This window comes from Paraburkholderia sp. UCT70, assembly GCF_050434085.1.
GTDB lineage: Bacteria > Pseudomonadota > Gammaproteobacteria > Burkholderiales > Burkholderiaceae > Paraburkholderia > Paraburkholderia tuberum.
Genome location: NZ_JBNPVZ010000004.1, coordinates 1,635,690 through 1,652,757 on the forward strand (window position 1 = coordinate 1,635,690; position 17,068 = coordinate 1,652,757).

Sequence of the window (17,068 nt, forward strand, 5' to 3'; positions counted from 1 at the left end):
GGTGTTCCAGTGCGAACGCGTTGGTGGGGGCGATGGATCTGCGGATCAGTCGGCGCTGCCCGTGGGCGTGCGCGCCCGCGGATCCTCGTACCACCACATCGTCGTGATCCAGCCCTCCGCGCCATAGTACAGCGGCAAAGTCTTCGGCCACGCGAGCCCGCGCTTGAACGCGACGCGATGCGTGCCGCTGTACCAGTGCGGCACCACATAGTAGCCATGCGTCAGCAGACGGTCGAGCGCGTGCGCGGCATCGGTCAGCTGCTCGCGCGTTTGCGCATGCACGAGCGCGTTCAGCACCGCGTCGACGGCCGGCGACTTCAGGCCGATCGCGTTGTCCGAGCCGGGGGTATCGGCGGCCTTGCTGCCGAAGCGGGTGATCTGCTCGGAGCCCGGCACCTGCACGTCGGGCATGCGAATCGTCGTCACGTCGAAGTCGAATGCGTCGAGCCGCTTCTGATAGACCGCGAAGTCGGTGGTGCGGAAGTTCGCGGTAATGCCGAGCTTTTGCAGATTGCGCGTGAAGGTCGCGATGATCGGCTCCATCGACGAGGCCGAACCCGAGTCGTCGAGTATCTCGAACTGGAAAGGCTCGCCCTTCGCGTTGCGCAGCGCGCCGTCACGATAGGTCCAGCCGGCCTGCTGCAGCAGATCGCGCGCCTGCAGCAGATTCGCGCGCAGCGAGCCGGGCGGATCGGTATCGGGCTGCTTCGGCGGCGGCCCGAATACCGCCGGGTCGAGTTGGGCGCGAAACGGCTCCAGCAGCGCGAGCTCGCCAGGCGAAGGCAGCCCCTTCGCCTGCCATTCGGTGTTGGCGAAATAGCTGTCGATGCGCGTGTACTGGCTGAAAAACAGCTGGCGGTTCAGCCACTGAAAGTCGAGCGCGAGATCGAGCGCCTTGCGCACCCGCACATCCTGGAACAGCGGCCGGCGCGTGTTCAGGAAAAAGCCCTGCATGCCGGTGCCGTTGTGCTGCGCAAACTCGCGCTTGATCAACTCGCCACTGTCGAACTTCTTGCCGACGTCGCGCCGCACCCAGTTGCGCGCGATGTATTCGACGAGCGCGTCGTACTCGCCAGCCTTGAACGCCTCGAGCCGCGCGGTGCTATCGGCATACAGCTTGTAGACGATGCGATCGAAGTTGTTCATGCCGACGCGCACCGGCAGATCGGCGCCCCAATAGTGCGGGTCGCGTTTGAACGTGATCGTGCGGCCGTTGTCGTAGCTGTCGATCAGATACGGCCCGCTGCCGATTGGCTTTTCGAATGCGAGCTGGTCGAACGGAACGCGGCTGCCGTCGGGCTTCATCCCCCACTTGCGCGAGAACACCGGCATGCTGCCCGCGAGCAGCGGCAACTCGCGATTGCGCTCGCGAAACTCGAAGCGCACCGTGGCCGGATCGACGACGACCGCGCGCTTGATCTCGCTGAAAAGCGATGCGAACTGCGGCGCGGCCTGCGGGCTCTTCAGCGTGTCGAGAGAGAACTTGACGTCGTCGGCGGTCACAGGGTCGCCGTTCGAAAAGCGCGCGCGCGGGTTGATGTGGAACGTGACCGACAGACCGTCGGGCGCGACGACGATGTCGTCGGCGAGCAGCCCGTAGGCGGACGCGACTTCGTCGCTGCTGCCGATCGTCAGGCTCTCGAACATCAATTCGAGGCCGGGCGCCGCATTTCCACGCAGAGTGAACGGATTGAACTTGTCGAAGCTCGTTAGACGGCTCGGGTTCGCGAGCACGAGCGTGCCGCCTTTCGGCGCATCGGGATTGACGTAGTCGAAGTGCTTGAAGCCGGCCGGATATTTGGGCTCGCCGTATTGCGCGATCGCATGCGCGGCATGCGCGTGCGGCGCGACGAACAGACTCGCGCACAGCAACGCGACGGCGAGCGCGGCGCGCAAGGGTCCGTGGATCACACTGTGTCGAAGTCCCTCAGGCGTTTGAACCCGTCGCGAGCCAGTTGTCATGGAGTCGTGCTGGTAAGCGGGCAGTGGCGATGTGGGGGATTCTACCCAATTAGCTTGCGCGATCTGGCGGGCGACTGTGACGAACTGCGTCAGCGACGGATGTTTCAGCACAAAAAACAAAACCGCCCTCCAAGGGCGGTTCTGTCATCGCTGCGACCGGTTGGCGCGCTTCAGCGCTGACGCAGTGGCGACTCAGTGCCAGCCGCGATGTTGGTCGTAGTGGCCGCGCTCATAGCCGCCGTGGCCCGGCGGACGGTGGCGATACCAGTCGTCGCGCGCCCAGTAGCGACGGCCGTCCCAGTAACGGTCGCCATGCCAGCCGATCACGATTTGCGGACCGCCGTAGTACACGGGAGCCGGCTGATAGACGACGGGCGGAGGCGGCGGCGGCGGCGGTGCGTAGACCGGCGCCGGTGCGACGTAGACCGGCGCGGGAATGCCGATATTGACCCCGATGTTGAGCCCCGCGGCCATCGCGGCACCCGATGCAGCCAACGTCAACACGCCGAGCACAAGCGGAACAAGACGAGCGGACTTCATTGATCACCTTTGTAGGAACATGTTTTGTTGGCGGAAATATAACGCAAGGCAGCAACGCGCGTATTTCAACTTTGTAATTGCTGATGCTGAAAATCGCCTCGCCGGGGCGGCGGCGTAATGTCTGGTTACACACGCCAGACGGCGGTGAAAAAGCACCCTCCGCGCGGGCGCCGGCTCGCGGTCCGGCTCACATCCCGAAAACGAACATTTTAAAGTTCGAAAGAACATATCTGCTCGATATTCTTCACCACAGTCATCCGATCACTGCTCGGAGACGAGGCAGAAAAAATATTAAATTATCCCGAAAATCAAGGAAAAATGTAGCGATAGCTATGGTTTCCCCGGATATCCAGGTCGTTTCCAAGTGGTAGGATGACTTCCATTGAAAACCAATAAATGTTCGAATTCGCGCATACCCGAGCACTGCGTCGGAAGCAACCGCTCAATGCGCCACGGAGACTGATTTTGAAAACGATCAAGGGATTGCGCTGGTGGATCATCGCCCTCGTGTGCGTTGGGACGATCGTCAACTATCTGTCGCGCAACGCGCTCGGCGTGATGGCGCCCGAACTGATGAAACTGCTGCACATGAACACGCGGCAGTACTCGTACGTGGTCGGCGCGTTCCAGGTCGGCTATACGGTGATGCAGCCCGTCTGTGGCCTGATCATCGATCTGATCGGCCTACGCCTCGGCTTCGCGCTGTTCGCGTGCCTGTGGTCGCTGACCGGCGTGTTCCACGGTTTCGCGGGCAGCTGGTTTTCGCTCGCGGCGCTGCGCGGCTTCATGGGCCTGTCCGAAGCGGTCGCGATTCCGGCCGGCATGAAGGTCGTCGCCGAATGGTTTCCCGATCGCGAGAAATCCGTCGCGGTCGGCTATTTCAATGCGGGCACCTCGCTCGGCTCGCTGCTCGCGCCGCCGCTCGTCGTTTTCCTGTCGCTGCGCTACGGCTGGCAGAGCGCGTTCGCGGTGACTGGCGCGCTCGGCTTCGTGTGGGCCGCCGCATGGTTCGTGCTGTACCGCTCGCCCGCCGAGCACAAGCGCGTGAGCGATGCCGAGCGCGCCGCGATCGTCGAAGGCCAGGCACCTCCCGCCGCGCGCCGCGCGAGCGTGCGTGAAGTGCTGCGCACGCGCCGCTTCTGGGCGATCGCGCAAGCGCGCTTTTTCGCCGAGCCCGCGTGGCAGACGTTCAGCTTCTGGATTCCGCTCTATCTCGCCACGCAGCGTCATATGGATCTGAAGCAGATCGCGATGTTCGCGTGGCTGCCGTTTCTCGCCGCGGACCTGGGCGGTCTGTTCGGCGGCTATCTGTCGCCATTCCTGATGAAGCATTTTCGCGTGCCGCTGATCTGGTCGCGCATCTCGGGCGTCGTGCTCGGCGCGCTGATGATGATCGGGCCGGCATCGATCGGTCTCGTCGCGTCGCCCTACCAGGCCATCGCCCTCTTCTGCGTCGGCGGCTTCGCGCACCAGATGATCTCGGCGCTCGTCAACACGCTCGCCGCCGACGTATTCGATCCGGGCGAAGTCGGCACCGTCGCCGGCTTCGCGGGCATGGCCGCGTGGATCGGTGGCCTCGGCTTCTCGCTGATGGTCGGCGCGCTCGCCGATTCGATCGGCTACACGCCGCTATTCGGTGCGCTCGGCGCATTCGACATCATCGGCGCGACGCTGCTGATCATCCTGATGCGCGGTGTGCCGCGCCACGGCCGCGCGCGCCGCGCCGAACTGAGCGTCAACACTGCTGCCTGACCTTCCTCGAAGACTCCTCATGCGTTCACAGATCAATCTCAAACATCCGCCGCGCTTCGCGCTCGTCCGCCACGCTGGCAACCCGGCGGCCAAGCCGGTCGTGCTTAGCGCGCAGCCGAATTGCCGCATCGAGCTGTTCGTGCTCGCCGAGGACATCATCCGCGTGCTCGTGCTGCCGGACGGCGAAACGCGCGGCCCGCGCACATGGGCGATCGCGCCCGGGATGGACGACGTGCCGCTCGAAGGCCGCGAGCGCCGCGACCTGAGTGGCTTCACGCCGCCGCCGTTCACGGTGAACGAAGCAGCCGGTCACATCGTGATCGAAACGGCGCGCGTGCGGGTGAGCGTCGCGCTCGAAGGCGGCGCCTGCGCCTGGGAAATCCTGCACGAAGGCAAGTGGCATCGCGTGATGAGCGATCGCAAGACCCAGGCGTACAACTTCGGCTGGTGGGACTCGCGCGTCTATCACTACGTCGAGCGGCGCCGCGACGAAATGTACGTGGGTCTCGGCGAGCGTGCCGGCTCGCTCGATCGCGCGCGGCAAAGCTACGAGATGCGCAACATCGACGCGATGGGCTACAGCGCGCGCACCACGGACCCGCTGTACAAGCACATCCCGTTCTACGTGACGTGGCAGCCGCAGACGTCGACGGGCTTCGGCCTGTTCTACGACACGCTCGCCGATTGCCGCTTCGACATGGGCCGCGAGCTCGACAACTATCATGGTCACTATCGGCACTTCATCGCCGAGCATGGCGATCTCGACTACTACTTCATCGCATCGCCCGGCTCGCCACTCGACGCGGTGCGCCGCTTCACGTGGCTGACCGGACGTCCCGCGTGGATGCCGAAGTGGGGCCTGGGCTACTCGGGCTCGACGATGAGCTATACCGACGCGCCGGACGCGCAACAGCAGATGGGCAAATTCATCGAGCGTTGCCGCGAACACGACGTGCTGTGCGATTCGTTTCATCTGTCGTCGGGCTATACGTCGATCGGGCCGAAGCGCTACGTGTTCAACTGGAATCACGACAAGTTTCCGGACATCGACGGCTTCGTGCGGAGCTATCTCGATCACGGCGTGCGTCTGTGCGCGAACATCAAGCCGTGTCTGCTGCAAGACCACCCAGCGTTCGACGACGTCGCCCACGCCGGCCTGTTGATCGAAGCGCCCGATGGCGATCCCGCATGGGTGCAGTTCTGGGATGAAGTCGGCGCGTACCTCGACTTCACGAATCCCGCGACCATCGACTGGTGGAAAGCTCGCGTGAAGGACGCACTACTCAAATACGGCATCGCGGCCACCTGGAACGACAACAACGAGTTCGAGATCTGGTCGCCGCATGCGATCGCGCACGGCTTCGGCGAGCCGTATCCCGCACACCAGGCGAAGGTGCTGCAGACGCAACTGATGATGCGCGCGTCGCACGACGCGCAGCGCGAGCATGCGCCTGACAGGCGCCCGTTCCTCGTGTCGCGCTCGGGCGGCGTCGGCATGCATCGCTATGTACAGACGTGGTCGGGCGACAACTACACGTCATGGGAAACGCTGCGCTTCAATCTGAAGATGGGTCTCGGGCTCGCGATGTCGGGCGTGTCGAATAGCGGTCACGACATCGGCGGCTTCTCGGGTCCGGCGCCGGAGCCGGAGCTGTTCGTGCGCTGGGTCGCGTTCGGCATCTTCCTGCCGCGCTTTTCGATTCACTCGTGGAACGACGACGGCACCGTCAACGAGCCGTGGATGCATCCCGAAGTCACGCGGCACGTGGCAGACCTGATCAAGCTGCGCTATCGCCTGATCCCTTACCTCTACGAGCTGCTGTGGCAATCGCATAGCGCGTACGAGCCGGTGCTGCGGCCGCTGTTCGCGGAGTTTCCGCACGATCCGCGCTGTCTCGTCGATGGCGACGACATGATGCTCGGTTCGTCGATGCTGGTCGCGCCAGTGGTCGATCCGGGCCAGAGCACGCGCGCCGTGTATCTACCGGCCAGTTCGCGCTGGGTGTCGTACTGGAGCGGCGAAACGTTCGACGGCGGCCAGACCGTCACGTTGCCCGCGCCGTTCGAGCGGCCGGTGTTCCTGCTGCGAGAAGGCAGCGTGATTCCGCTCAACATCGCCGCGCAGCATTTTGGCCGCCCCGCCGACGAACGCGCATTCCTCGCGGTGCCGTATGCCGACGCGGGCACCGCGCAAGGCGGCTCGATCGAGGACGACGGCGAGACCGAGGCCTGGCGCAACGGCGAGCAAGGCCACTGGAACGTCACGCTGACGGGCGACGCAAACACTTTGCGGGTGACGCTCGAGCGTTCGCAATGGATGCCGCGCGTGCATCCGCAAGTGCGCGTGTTCGTGCCGATGCGCGAAACACGCGCGGTCGTCTGCGCTAACGGCACGCTCGTCACCGATCACACCGCGGACGGCTGGCGCTGCCTGACGATTTCGGTGCCGCACTGAACAACACACCGCACCGGCCTGAGGGATCAGGCCGTCCCATCAGTCTGGAGACATCCCAATCATGAAAATAAACCAGCGCCAGCGCGCGCGCACCCGCGCGTTCGTCCTCTGCTGCCTGCCGTTCGCGGGCACCGCGTTGTCCACCAGCGCATCGGCGCAAAGCAGCGTCACGCTGTATGGCGTCGTCGACAACGCGTTCGCCTATGCCAGCAACCAGAAGGGGCATTCGAATTTCTACATGAGCCAGGGCAACCTGCAGGCGAGCAAGTTCGGCTTCCTCGGCTCGGAAGATCTCGGCGGCGGCACGAAGGCGATCTTCCGGCTCGAGAGCGGCTTCAATTCGCTGACTGGCGCGCAAAGCACCGCGGGCTACCTGTTCAATCGCCAGGCCTATGTCGGCCTCGCGAACGACCGCTACGGCACCGTGACGCTCGGCCGCCAGTACACACCCTACTTCCAGATGGTCGGCGCGCTCGGACCGACCGGCGTGCTGACCGGCGCGACCGGGGCGCACCCCGGCGATCTCGACGCCCTCGACACGACGTTGCGCTTCAATAATTCGGTAACCTACCTATCGCCGACGATCGGGGGCCTGCAGGCAAGCGCGCAGTATGGTCTCGGCGGCGTGCCCGGCAGCGTCGCGAACGGCAGCCTGTTCAGCGCGGCGCTGCGTTATGACTTCCAGCCCGTGTCGCTCGCAGCCGGTTACGTGAAACTGAAGGACATTTCGACGAGCGCGGCGCTCGGCAGCTTCGCGATCAACTCGCCGGTCAACAACGGTTACGCCAGCGCGCGCAGCGCGCAGCTGTTCGCCGCGGCGGGTCGCTATAAGTGGCACGATCTGATGGTGGGTATCAACTACTCGAATGTGCAGTACGCGCCGGGCCACGGCTCGCTGTTCTTCGACAAGGCCGTGTTCAACACGTACGGTGCGATCGCGACGTACCGGATCACGCCGAGCGTGACGGTCGGCGGCGGCTATAGCTTCACCCAGGCAAGCAAGGCGAACGGCATCAGCGATCCGGCGCACTATCATCAGATCTCGCTCGAACAGACCTACAACCTGTCGACGCGCACCACGCTGTACGCGCTCGAGGCCTATCAGCATGCAGGCGGCAAGTCGCTGATCTCGTCGGGCAGCGGTGTGACCATCGCCGACGCGGTCGCGGTGGTCGGCGACTCGCAGAACACGACGCCGTCGTCGGGTCCGTCTCAGTTCGTCGGCATGGTAGGGTTGCGGCACGCATTCTAAGCGAGGCGGTCTCGGTCAGCGGCACGACGGGATCAGTCATGCGGACTCCTTGCCTGCCGCGCTGGATCTGGCGCGGTTTTCTGCGGACCAGCGTGGCAGGCTAACGGCGCCCATGCATTGATCAGCAGACCTGCCTATTCACGTAGGACGTGGTCACACGCTGGAGGGCGGGGAATGCCGCTGACATCGCTGAAGTATCGAGCGAGATCAAAATCAAGCCGCGCAAAAACAAAAACCCCGCAGAGCCTAGACTCTGCGGGGTTTCGCCGCCATTGCTGGCGGAGACGGAGGGATTCGAACCCTCGATCCAGGTTTTGGCCCAGATGCTCCCTTAGCAGGGGAGTGCCTTCGACCTCTCGGCCACGTCTCCCAAACTTTCTGTCGCACAGGGAGTCAGTGCGACGAAGCCAAAATAATAGCGGGCCGGGCCGATAAGGTCAATGTCTGACGAACATTATTTGTGCCAACGTGGCGTCTCATCACGCAATTCATTCACATGAACGCCACAAAACAAACGGGACGCTCTAGAGCGCCCCGTTTTTCCCGCCACTTATGCCTGGTCGAGTTCGAAGGCCTTATGCAGCGCGCGTACCGCCAGCTCCATGTACTTTTCGTCGATCAACACCGAAATCTTGATTTCCGAGGTCGAGATCATCTGAATGTTGATGCCCTCTTCCGACAGCGTGCGGAACATCTTGCTGGCGATACCGACGTGCGAGCGCATCCCGACGCCGACCACCGACACCTTCGACACCTTCGGGTCACCCAGCACCTGCTCGGCCTGGACGTGCGCCTTTACCGTGCCGGTGAGGATTTCCATTGCACGCGCATAGTCGCCGCGGCCAACCGTGAACGTGAATGCCGTCTTGCCCTCGACGCTCTGGTTCTGGATGATCATGTCGACATCGATATTCGCGTCCGCCACCGGGCCGAGAATCTGATACGCGATGCCCGGCTTGTCGGGCACGCCCATCACGGCGATACGAGCTTCGTCGCGCTGGAACGCGATACCCGAGATGACTGCTTTTTCCATGGTCTCGTCTTCTTCAAAAGTAATCAGGGTGCCCGACTTCATTTCTTCGTCGAGTGGCATCAGCGGATCGGTCAGGCTCGACAGCACGCGCGTTTTCACCTGATATTTGCCGGCGAATTCCACCGAGCGGATCTGCAGCACCTTCGAACCCAGGCTGGCCATTTCCAGCATTTCTTCGAACGTCACGCGGTCGAGCCGGCGCGCTTCTTCAACGACGCGCGGGTCAGTCGTGTACACACCGTCGACGTCCGTGTAGATCAGGCACTCGTCGGCCTTCAGCGCGGCCGCGACCGCGACTGCCGACGTGTCCGAGCCGCCGCGGCCGAGCGTCGTGATGTGGCCGTCCGGGTCAATGCCCTGGAAGCCGGTGATCACGACCACCTTGCCGGCTGCGAGGTCTTGCATGACGCGCTCGCCGTCGATGTCGCTGATGCGCGCTTTCGTAAACGCGCTATCGGTCTTGACCGGCACCTGCCAGCCTGCGTAGCTGACCGCTTCGACGCCGGCTTCCTGCAGCGCGATCGCGAGCAGACCCGAGCTGACCTGCTCGCCGGTGGCGGCGATCATGTCGAGTTCACGCGGGCTCGGTTGAGTCGTGATTTCTTTCGCGAGGCCAAGCAGGCGATTGGTTTCGCCGGACATTGCCGACGGCACGACGACCATCTGATGGCCGGCCTTGTGCCATTTCGCGACGCGCCTGGCGACGTTCTTGATGCGCTCGACCGAGCCCATCGAGGTGCCGCCGTATTTATGTACGATGAGTGCCATTGTCGTTCTGAACTGGAAGAGAAACCGCGCTGGCGCGCTGGAGACGACCGCACGGAAAGCACAGGGGCGCAACGTCTCGTGAACGGCGGCAAAGTGTGTGGCGGCGTAGATGCAGCACGCGTGCAGCACGCGCGGATTTGCCCGGGATGAAATCGCAAATGGCTGATCGGAATTGAACGGCGACGACGGATCACGCACGCCTGCCGGCACTAACGACCGATAGCGACAAAAGCGACGGCGAAATCGGGTCGGGCAAACAAGCTAAAGTACCTGATAAGGCGCAAAAAGACAAGACGCAACGAGCGCTCAAATGCGTCGAATCAGGCCTGCAATGGCCTGTTTTATCGCTGATTTGCGCCCGGTTTCACGCTTTCGACATCTGCACGCACGGCTTGCGCGACTGTCCGACCGGCGCTCAGGCGATCAGCAGATCCTCGCGCCAGACGATTTTCACGCACGCTTCGCGCTCCGGAGATGCGTCGCGCACGGTCCCGCGATTCACGCCGATCAGCGGCACGAACAGCAGTTCATCGCCAACGTAAAGCAATGGCACGTCGCGCTTCCATGCGGGAATCCCGCGCTCCTGAAACAGGTTCTTCAGCGTGCGGCTCGGCGTGTTCGGCACACCGACGCGCATGCGTTCTCCGCCGCGGCGCGCCCGCACGCTTAGAGAGGCTCGTTGCAGGACGCTGACGGGAACCATGTCGCATGCTTCGTTACGTGGCGCTGCGTGCGTTGCGTCGGCTACGTCGGAAGCAGCGGCTGCATCCACCATCGCGAACACGAACGTGCCGCGCCATTGCGGCAAATGCCAGATCTCTTGCCCTTGCCACGCGAGTTCACTGATCTCGCGCTCGACGAGCGCGGTTTCGTCGGCGGGTTCGCTGCTATCGCCGGCTTCCCAGTAGACGAGACCGCGATAGCTGCGCAACGCATGCCCCGCATGATCGATGCGGAGCCGATGTCCGTCCTGCCCCGCAGCCACTTCGCGCAACTGCCGCAGTGCATCCGCGACACGCGCGCTCGATGCCGCGACGAAGCCGAGCGTACGCATCCAGTAGCGCAGCAGATTCAGCGCGCGATCGTCGTCGAGAGCGAGCAGCACGTCGTGCGCGAGGGCGCGTCCTTCATCGCGCGACGCGCTTTCCATGTCGGCGCGCGCGAGCGTGTCGAGCAATCGCTGCGCCGATGCCGAATGCGCGGCCGTGCGCGCGAGCGCATCGCGAAAGCCCGGGAAGTGCACCGCGAGCACCGGCATCACCTGATGACGCAAGGCGTTGCGCGCATAACGCGTGTCCGTGTTCGATTCGTCGTCGATCCAGCGCAGCTTGCGCGCGCTCGCATAGTATTCGAGCTGCGCGCGCAGCAGATGCAAAAGCGGCCGCACACGTGTCGTCGACGCACCTGTCGGCAGCGCGCCGAGCGCCATCGCCGCGAGACCCGCGAGCCCCGCGCCGCGCAGCAGTTGCAGCAGCACGGTCTCGGCCTGATCGTCCGCATGCTGGGCGAGCCATAGCGTGCCAATGCCGTGCGTTGCGCACATCGCTTCGAGCGCGCGATAACGCGCGTCGCGTGCCGCGGCCTCGATGCTCAGGCCCGGCGCGCGCGAAACATCCACGCGTCGCGCGTCGAATTCGACGCCACGTTCGCGCGCGAAAGCCTCGCAGTGCGCGAGCCACGTATCGGCATGTGGACTCAATCCATGATGCACGTGCAGCGCGATACAGCGCGACGCACCCGCGACGCGCACCGCCGCATCGAGGAGCACGCTCGAATCGACGCCGCCGCTGAATGCGATCGCAATGCGCGCGTTCGAATCGAGCCCGGACAGCGCGGCGCCGAGCGCCTCGATCACGAGGCGCTCGGCGGATGAGTCGGCGGTGGTGGTCACGTCGTTAGCGCGGAAAGCGCCGGTGGACGAAAGAGACAGGCCAACGCGCGGGCTTATGCGCCCGGCGTCGTTTCCTTGAATTTGCCGTACGCCATCAGCCGTTCGAAACGGCGTTCGCGCAGGTCGTTGGTGCTCATACCCTGGAACTGGCGCAGCGAATCGGCGAGCGCACGGCGCAGCATCGCCGCCATGCCCTTCGGATCGCGATGCGCGCCGCCGAGCGGCTCGTTGACGATCTTGTCGATCAGACCGAGCGCCTTCAGACGATGCGCGGTCAGGCCGAGCGCCTCCGCTGCTTCCGGTGCCTTGGCGGCGCTTTTCCACAGGATCGATGCGCAGCCTTCCGGCGAGATCACCGAGTAGGTCGAGAACTGCAACATCAGCACGCTGTCGCCCACCGCGATAGCGAGTGCGCCGCCCGAGCCGCCCTCGCCGATGATCGTCGCGATCAGCGGCGTCTTCAGCTCGGCCATCACGTACAGGTTGCGGCCGATCGCTTCGGACTGGCCGCGCTCTTCCGCGCCGATGCCCGGGTACGCGCCGGGCGTGTCGATGAACGTGAAGATCGGCAGGCCGAACTTCTCGGCGAGGCGCATCAGCCGCTCGGCCTTGCGATAGCCTTCCGGACGCGGCATGCCGAAGTTGCGCAGCGCGCGCTCCTTGGTGTCGCGGCCCTTCTGATGACCGATTACCATGCACGCCTGGCCGTTGAACCGCGCGAGACCACCGACGATCGAAAGATCGTCGGCGAAGCTGCGGTCGCCATGCAGTTCATGGAAATCGGTAAACAGCTCGCTCACGTAGTCGAACGTGTACGGACGCTGCGGATGACGGGCGATTTGCGAAACCTGCCACGGTGTGAGGTTCGCATACAGATCTTTGGTGAGCTGCTGGCTCTTCTTGGACAGCCGCTCGATCTCTTCCGAAATATCGACGGCCGAGTCGTCCTGCACGAAGCGCAATTCTTCGATCTTCGCTTCGAGTTCAGCGATCGGCTGTTCGAAATCCAGAAACGTGGTCTTCATTGGTTGTAATCCTTGGACTTACCGGGCAGCGCGTATTCTAACCGCGTGCGCCGATGTCAAAACCATTTCTCAACTATCGACATCATATACGCGATAGTCTTTGAAACGGCTTCGTTTCCTGTTCTTCTTTAGTAGTCGACCGGTAACGGATCGAGACTACGCCACATGTACCAGGTCGCCACGGTGCGCCACGGCTCCCAGTTCGCGGCAACCTCGCGCGCTTCGCTGCGCGTGACGGGTTCGCCGCTGAAATAGTTGACGCTGATCGCGCGGATCAGGCCGAGGTCGTCGAGCGGTAGCACGTCGGGACGCGACAGGTTGAAAATCAGGAACATCTCCGCGGTCCAGCGGCCGATGCCGCGAATCTGCGTGAGTTCGGCGATCACCGCCTCGTCGTCCATCGACGTCCACTTGCCGACGTGCAACGCGCCCGACACGAAATGCCTCGCGAGATCGAGCACGTACTCGGCCTTGCGTTTCGACAAACCGCACGCGGTCAGCTTCTCGAGACCGAGCTTGATGAACTGCTGCGGCACGAGCTTCGGACACGCGACTTCGACCCTCGTCCACACGGCCTGCGCCGACGCGACCGAGATCTGCTGGCCGACCACCGAGCGCGCAAGCGTGACGAAAGGATCGCCACGACTCAGCAAATGCACGGGGCCGAACTTCGGAATCAGCTTCTTCAAAATGCGATCGCGCTTGACGAGATCCGCGCACGCCTTGTCCCAATACGCGGGACGCGTGACTTCAGGCGCGAGACCGCCGATCTGCACCGGCACCGCGACTTCGTTCGCGAGCGATGCGACACCGGCCGCTTCGCCGCCCGCGCTGGCCGTGCTCGCCGAGGTGGCCGATACGCGCGTCTTGCGCACGACTTCGCCCGCGTTCGTGTCGCGCGCGAGTTCCTGCACGTCGCCGGCGAGCTCGGCCGCGAGTTTGGCCGGCAACGCACCGTTGCCCTTCGCACGCGACGCCGTTTTCGCGCGTTTCGCAGGCGCGTGGGCAGCTTCAGTGCCCGCGCCATTGAGCGAGCGTTTGGCCGCGCTCTTCTTTGCCGCGGCCGAGTCGGCTTTCGCCGCCGCCCCGCCCGCTTTCGAGGGCGCTTTGTCTACCGGGCCGCCGCCCGCACGAGTCGACTGAGCTGCGGCAGCCGATGTTGCGGCAGCCGATGCCGCGGCTGCCGCACTGGTTTGAGACGCCGCGCGTTTAGCCGGCGTCTTCGTGGCCGTTGCCATCCTGCCTCCTGCCTGGCGAGTCGTTCAGAGGGAAGTACGAGGTGCGCTCACACGCGCCGCCACTCGGTCAACCCGCCGGGTTTGTCTTCAAGGGCAACGCCGGCATCGAGCAATTCGGCCCGGATCCGGTCTGCTGCCGCATAGTCCTTTGCCTGCTTGGCGGCGATGCGCGCGGCGATCTTCGCTTCGATCGCGGCGGGCTCGAGCGCGCCTTCGGCTGCAGCACCCGCTGCCTGCTGCAGGTATGCACGCGGTTCGCGTCCGAGCAGCCCGAGCACCGCGCCAAGCGCGCGCAATTGACGGGCCAGCGCGGGGTCGCGCGTGCGGTTCACTTCGGTGGCCAGTTCGAACAGCACCGACACGGCCACCGGCGTGTTGAAGTCGTCGTTCATTGCCGCCTGGAAACGCTGCGCGTACGCTTCGTTCCAGTCGAGCACGGCGCTATCGGGCGTCACGTCTTTCAACGCCGTGTACAAACGCGCGAGTGCATTGCGCGCGTCGTCGATATGTACGTCGCTGTAGTTCAACGGCGAGCGGTAATGCGCCCGCGCGATGAAAAAACGCACCACCTCTGCATCGTACTGCGCGAGCACTTCGCGAATCGTAAAAAAATTGTTCAACGACTTCGACATCTTCTCATTGTCGATCTGTACGTAGCCGTTGTGCATCCAGTAATTGACGAATGTTTGTCCGGTCGCGGCCTCACTTTGCGCGATCTCGTTTTCGTGGTGCGGAAACTGCAGATCCTGGCCGCCACCGTGAATGTCGAACTGTTCACCGAGCAGCGTGCAGCCCATCGCCGAGCACTCGATGTGCCAGCCGGGACGACCGCGCCCGTACTTCGAATCCCAGCCGGTGTCGGCCGGTTCCTCGGGCTTCGCCTGCTTCCACAGCACGAAGTCGAGCGGGTCCTGTTTCGCGTCGTTGGCCGCGACGCGTTCGCCAGCGCGCAGGTCTTCGAGCGACTTGCCCGACAGCTTGCCGTAGCCAGCGAATTTGCGTACCGCGTAGTTGACGTCGCCGTCGCTCGCCTGGTAGGCGTAGCCGTTTTTCTCGAGCGTCTCGATCATGCCGAGCATCTGCGGAATGAAGTCGGTCGCGCGCGGCTCGATGTCCGGACGCTCGATGCCGAGCGCGTCCGCGTCTTCATGCAGCGCGGCGATGAAGCGATCGGTCAGCGATTTGATGGTTTCACCGTTCTCGACTGCGCGCCTGATGATCTTGTCGTCGATATCGGTAATGTTGCGCACGTAGGTCACGTTGTAGCCAAGCGCACGCAACCAGCGCTGCACGATGTCGAACACGACCATCACCCGCGCATGACCGACGTGACAATAGTCGTACACGGTCATCCCGCAGACGTACATCCGCACGACACCTTCGCGCAGCGGCACGAAAGTCTGTTTGTCACGCGCGAGCGTGTTGTAAATGCGCAGAGATTCCATAGAGAGCGGTGCGTGGGCCGAAAGAAGTCCGCATTGTGCTTCATGCGCGCCGCGACCCGCGAAACGAACAGGATAACGGGTGCATCGCATACAGCTGAAACCGGCGCACCTCGTGCGGCGATCAGGCTGCAGACGAGGCTGCGAACCGGGCGGAGACGGCCACGGGTGGCGAAAAGACAGTCGGCGGTTCGACGGAACGCGCAGACCTTTTGTTAGAATGGCTCGGAGTATAACATCCAGACCCGAGCCTATGAAACACTCCAGCGGCCGCGCGCACAGCGCTGCGACCCTCGCCGCGACTGCGTTTGGCAACGTTGTCGGTGGCGTTACTTTCGAAGCGGCGCGTGCCCTCGCGTGGCGCGTCACCGTCGTTGCCGCACTTGCCGCGGTGCCGGTCGCGAGCGCTTATGCGCAGAAGACCGCGGTGATGCCGCAAGGCCCCGCCGTGCGTGACAATACGCCGGAAATCGACGCGTCGATCGCGCAGAAAAACTGGCAAGCCGCGCTGACCCAACTCGATGCGCGCGTCGCCGCGAATCCGCGCGACGCACAAGCGAAGTTCAAACGCGCAAACGTGCTCGTGCATCTGAATCGCGACGACGAAGCGATCACAGCGTTCACCGAACTCACGCAGCTGTATCCCGAGTTGCCCGAGCCGTACAACAACCTCGCCACACTCTTCGCGAGACAAGGCCGTCTGACCGAAGCGCGCGCGGCGCTCGAGATGGCCACCCAGGTCAATCCGAACTACGGCCTCGCGTTCGAGAACCTCGGTGACCTCTATCTGCGCCTCGCCGATGCCGCGTACCGTCGCGCGGAGAGCCTCGGCAAGGCGAGCCCGAGGACCGCGCAGCGTCTCGCCGATATCCAGAAGGTCGTGTCGCCGGCAACGCCCGCTGCCGCGGCGTCGCAGCCTGCCGCCGAGCAGACGACCGTGCCCGCCGCGCACCCCACGTCGAACATCACGGACAGCCCGAGCTTCCAGTTCGGCGGCCCGAATGGCTCGCTCGCCATGCCGCCGTACATGGCGCCGTCGCGCTGAGCGCCGGGCTCGTTGCCTGCCGCAAGTTTTCTCCAACCCCGAGGACTTTCATGAAATGGTTGATGTTGGCGCTCGGCAGCGCCGCCCTGATCGCAAACGCACCCGCCTTTGCGCAGTCCGGTTCGCAGGCCGCTCATCCTTCCGTGCTGCTGAAGACGTCGGAGGGTGACATCCGCGTCGAGCTGTATCCCGAGAAAGCGCCAAAGACGGTCGCCAATTTCCTCGACTACGTGAAAGCCGGCCAATATAGCGGCACGATCTTCCATCGCGTGATCCCGGGCTTCATGATCCAGGGCGGCGGCTATACGCAGAGCTTCGTCGAGAAGCCGACGCGCGCGCCGATTCCGCTCGAGAGCCGCACCGGTCTGAAGAACACCGCTGGCACGATCGCGATGGCGCGCACCAGCGACCCGAATTCGGCCACCGCGCAGTTCTTCATCAACACGGTGGACAATGCCAGTCTCGACTACCCGAATCCGGACGGCAACGGCTACGCGGTATTCGGCAAGGTCACGAGCGGCATGGACGTCGTGAAACGCATCGAAGCCACGCCCACCACCACGCGCGGCCCGATGAGCGATGTGCCGCAGAAGCCGATCGTGATCCAGTCGGCGACGGTGGTGAGCAAGTAAAAACGAACGGGCAAGCGAACCCACGCGGCCGAA

At 64.0% G+C, this 17,068-nt stretch carries 12 protein-coding genes and 1 tRNA gene; 5 read left to right on the plus strand and 8 right to left on the minus strand.

Annotated features, from left to right (window positions below; translation table 11 throughout):
- Window positions 1-45: 45 nt before the first annotated feature.
- Window positions 46-1,962: an extracellular solute-binding protein gene (locus OKW41_RS33110; protein ID WP_429575243.1), complete on the minus strand. Its 1,917-nt coding sequence runs from the start codon at window positions 1,960-1,962 to the stop codon at window positions 46-48.
- 192 nt (window positions 1,963-2,154) lie between these two features.
- Window positions 2,155-2,502, minus strand: a complete 348-nt coding sequence (locus tag OKW41_RS33115) for a hypothetical protein (protein ID WP_429450341.1) — start codon at window positions 2,500-2,502, stop codon at window positions 2,155-2,157.
- 465 nt (window positions 2,503-2,967) lie between these two features.
- Between OKW41_RS33115 and OKW41_RS33120 the strand changes: the two genes are divergently transcribed.
- From OKW41_RS33120 to OKW41_RS33130, 3 genes are all read left to right on the plus strand, one after another.
- Window positions 2,968-4,254: an MFS transporter gene (locus OKW41_RS33120; RefSeq protein ID WP_184056975.1), complete on the plus strand. Its 1,287-nt coding sequence runs from the start codon at window positions 2,968-2,970 to the stop codon at window positions 4,252-4,254.
- Window positions 4,255-4,273: 19 nt separating this feature from the next.
- The gene (locus OKW41_RS33125; RefSeq protein WP_429575244.1) at window positions 4,274-6,709 is read left to right on the plus strand and encodes a TIM-barrel domain-containing protein; all 2,436 of its coding nucleotides are present in this window, start codon (window positions 4,274-4,276) and stop codon (window positions 6,707-6,709) included.
- A gap of 61 nt (window positions 6,710-6,770) precedes the next feature.
- Window positions 6,771-7,961 carry a porin gene (locus tag OKW41_RS33130; protein WP_429575245.1) on the plus strand — a complete coding sequence of 397 codons (1,191 nt, stop codon included), beginning with the start codon at window positions 6,771-6,773 and terminating at the stop codon, window positions 7,959-7,961.
- Between the two features lie 276 nt (window positions 7,962-8,237).
- Here the strand turns inward: OKW41_RS33130 and OKW41_RS33135 are convergent.
- The 6 genes from OKW41_RS33135 to cysS all read right to left on the minus strand — a co-directional run bounded on the left by OKW41_RS33135 (window position 8,238) and on the right by cysS (window position 15,361).
- Window positions 8,238-8,331 (minus strand) — tRNA-Ser (locus tag OKW41_RS33135).
- A gap of 180 nt (window positions 8,332-8,511) precedes the next feature.
- On the minus strand, window positions 8,512-9,762 hold the full coding sequence (locus OKW41_RS33140) for an aspartate kinase (RefSeq protein WP_090800687.1): 1,251 nt from the start codon (window positions 9,760-9,762) through the stop codon (window positions 8,512-8,514).
- Window positions 9,763-10,177: 415 nt separating this feature from the next.
- Complete coding sequence (gene tilS / locus OKW41_RS33145) at window positions 10,178-11,653, minus strand: tRNA lysidine(34) synthetase TilS (protein WP_429575246.1); 1,476 nt, start codon at window positions 11,651-11,653, stop codon at window positions 10,178-10,180.
- 53 nt (window positions 11,654-11,706) lie between these two features.
- A complete protein-coding gene (locus tag OKW41_RS33150; protein ID WP_013089750.1) occupies window positions 11,707-12,678 on the minus strand; it encodes an acetyl-CoA carboxylase carboxyltransferase subunit alpha in 972 nt (323 codons plus the stop codon).
- 128 nt (window positions 12,679-12,806) lie between these two features.
- The gene (locus OKW41_RS33155) at window positions 12,807-13,916 is read right to left on the minus strand and encodes a DNA-3-methyladenine glycosylase family protein (RefSeq protein ID WP_429575247.1); all 1,110 of its coding nucleotides are present in this window, start codon (window positions 13,914-13,916) and stop codon (window positions 12,807-12,809) included.
- Window positions 13,917-13,963: 47 nt separating this feature from the next.
- Entirely contained in the window at window positions 13,964-15,361 is a 1,398-nt protein-coding gene (cysS, locus tag OKW41_RS33160; RefSeq protein WP_429450348.1) for a cysteine--tRNA ligase, read from the minus strand.
- A 250-nt stretch (window positions 15,362-15,611) separates the two neighbouring features.
- On the opposite strand from cysS, the gene OKW41_RS33165 reads away from it, so the two are divergent.
- Window positions 15,612-16,403 carry a tetratricopeptide repeat protein gene (locus OKW41_RS33165; RefSeq protein ID WP_184057269.1) on the plus strand — a complete coding sequence of 264 codons (792 nt, stop codon included), beginning with the start codon at window positions 15,612-15,614 and terminating at the stop codon, window positions 16,401-16,403.
- 50 nt (window positions 16,404-16,453) lie between these two features.
- Window positions 16,454-17,035: a peptidylprolyl isomerase gene (locus OKW41_RS33170; RefSeq protein ID WP_429575248.1), complete on the plus strand. Its 582-nt coding sequence runs from the start codon at window positions 16,454-16,456 to the stop codon at window positions 17,033-17,035.
- Window positions 17,036-17,068 lie beyond the last annotated feature (33 nt).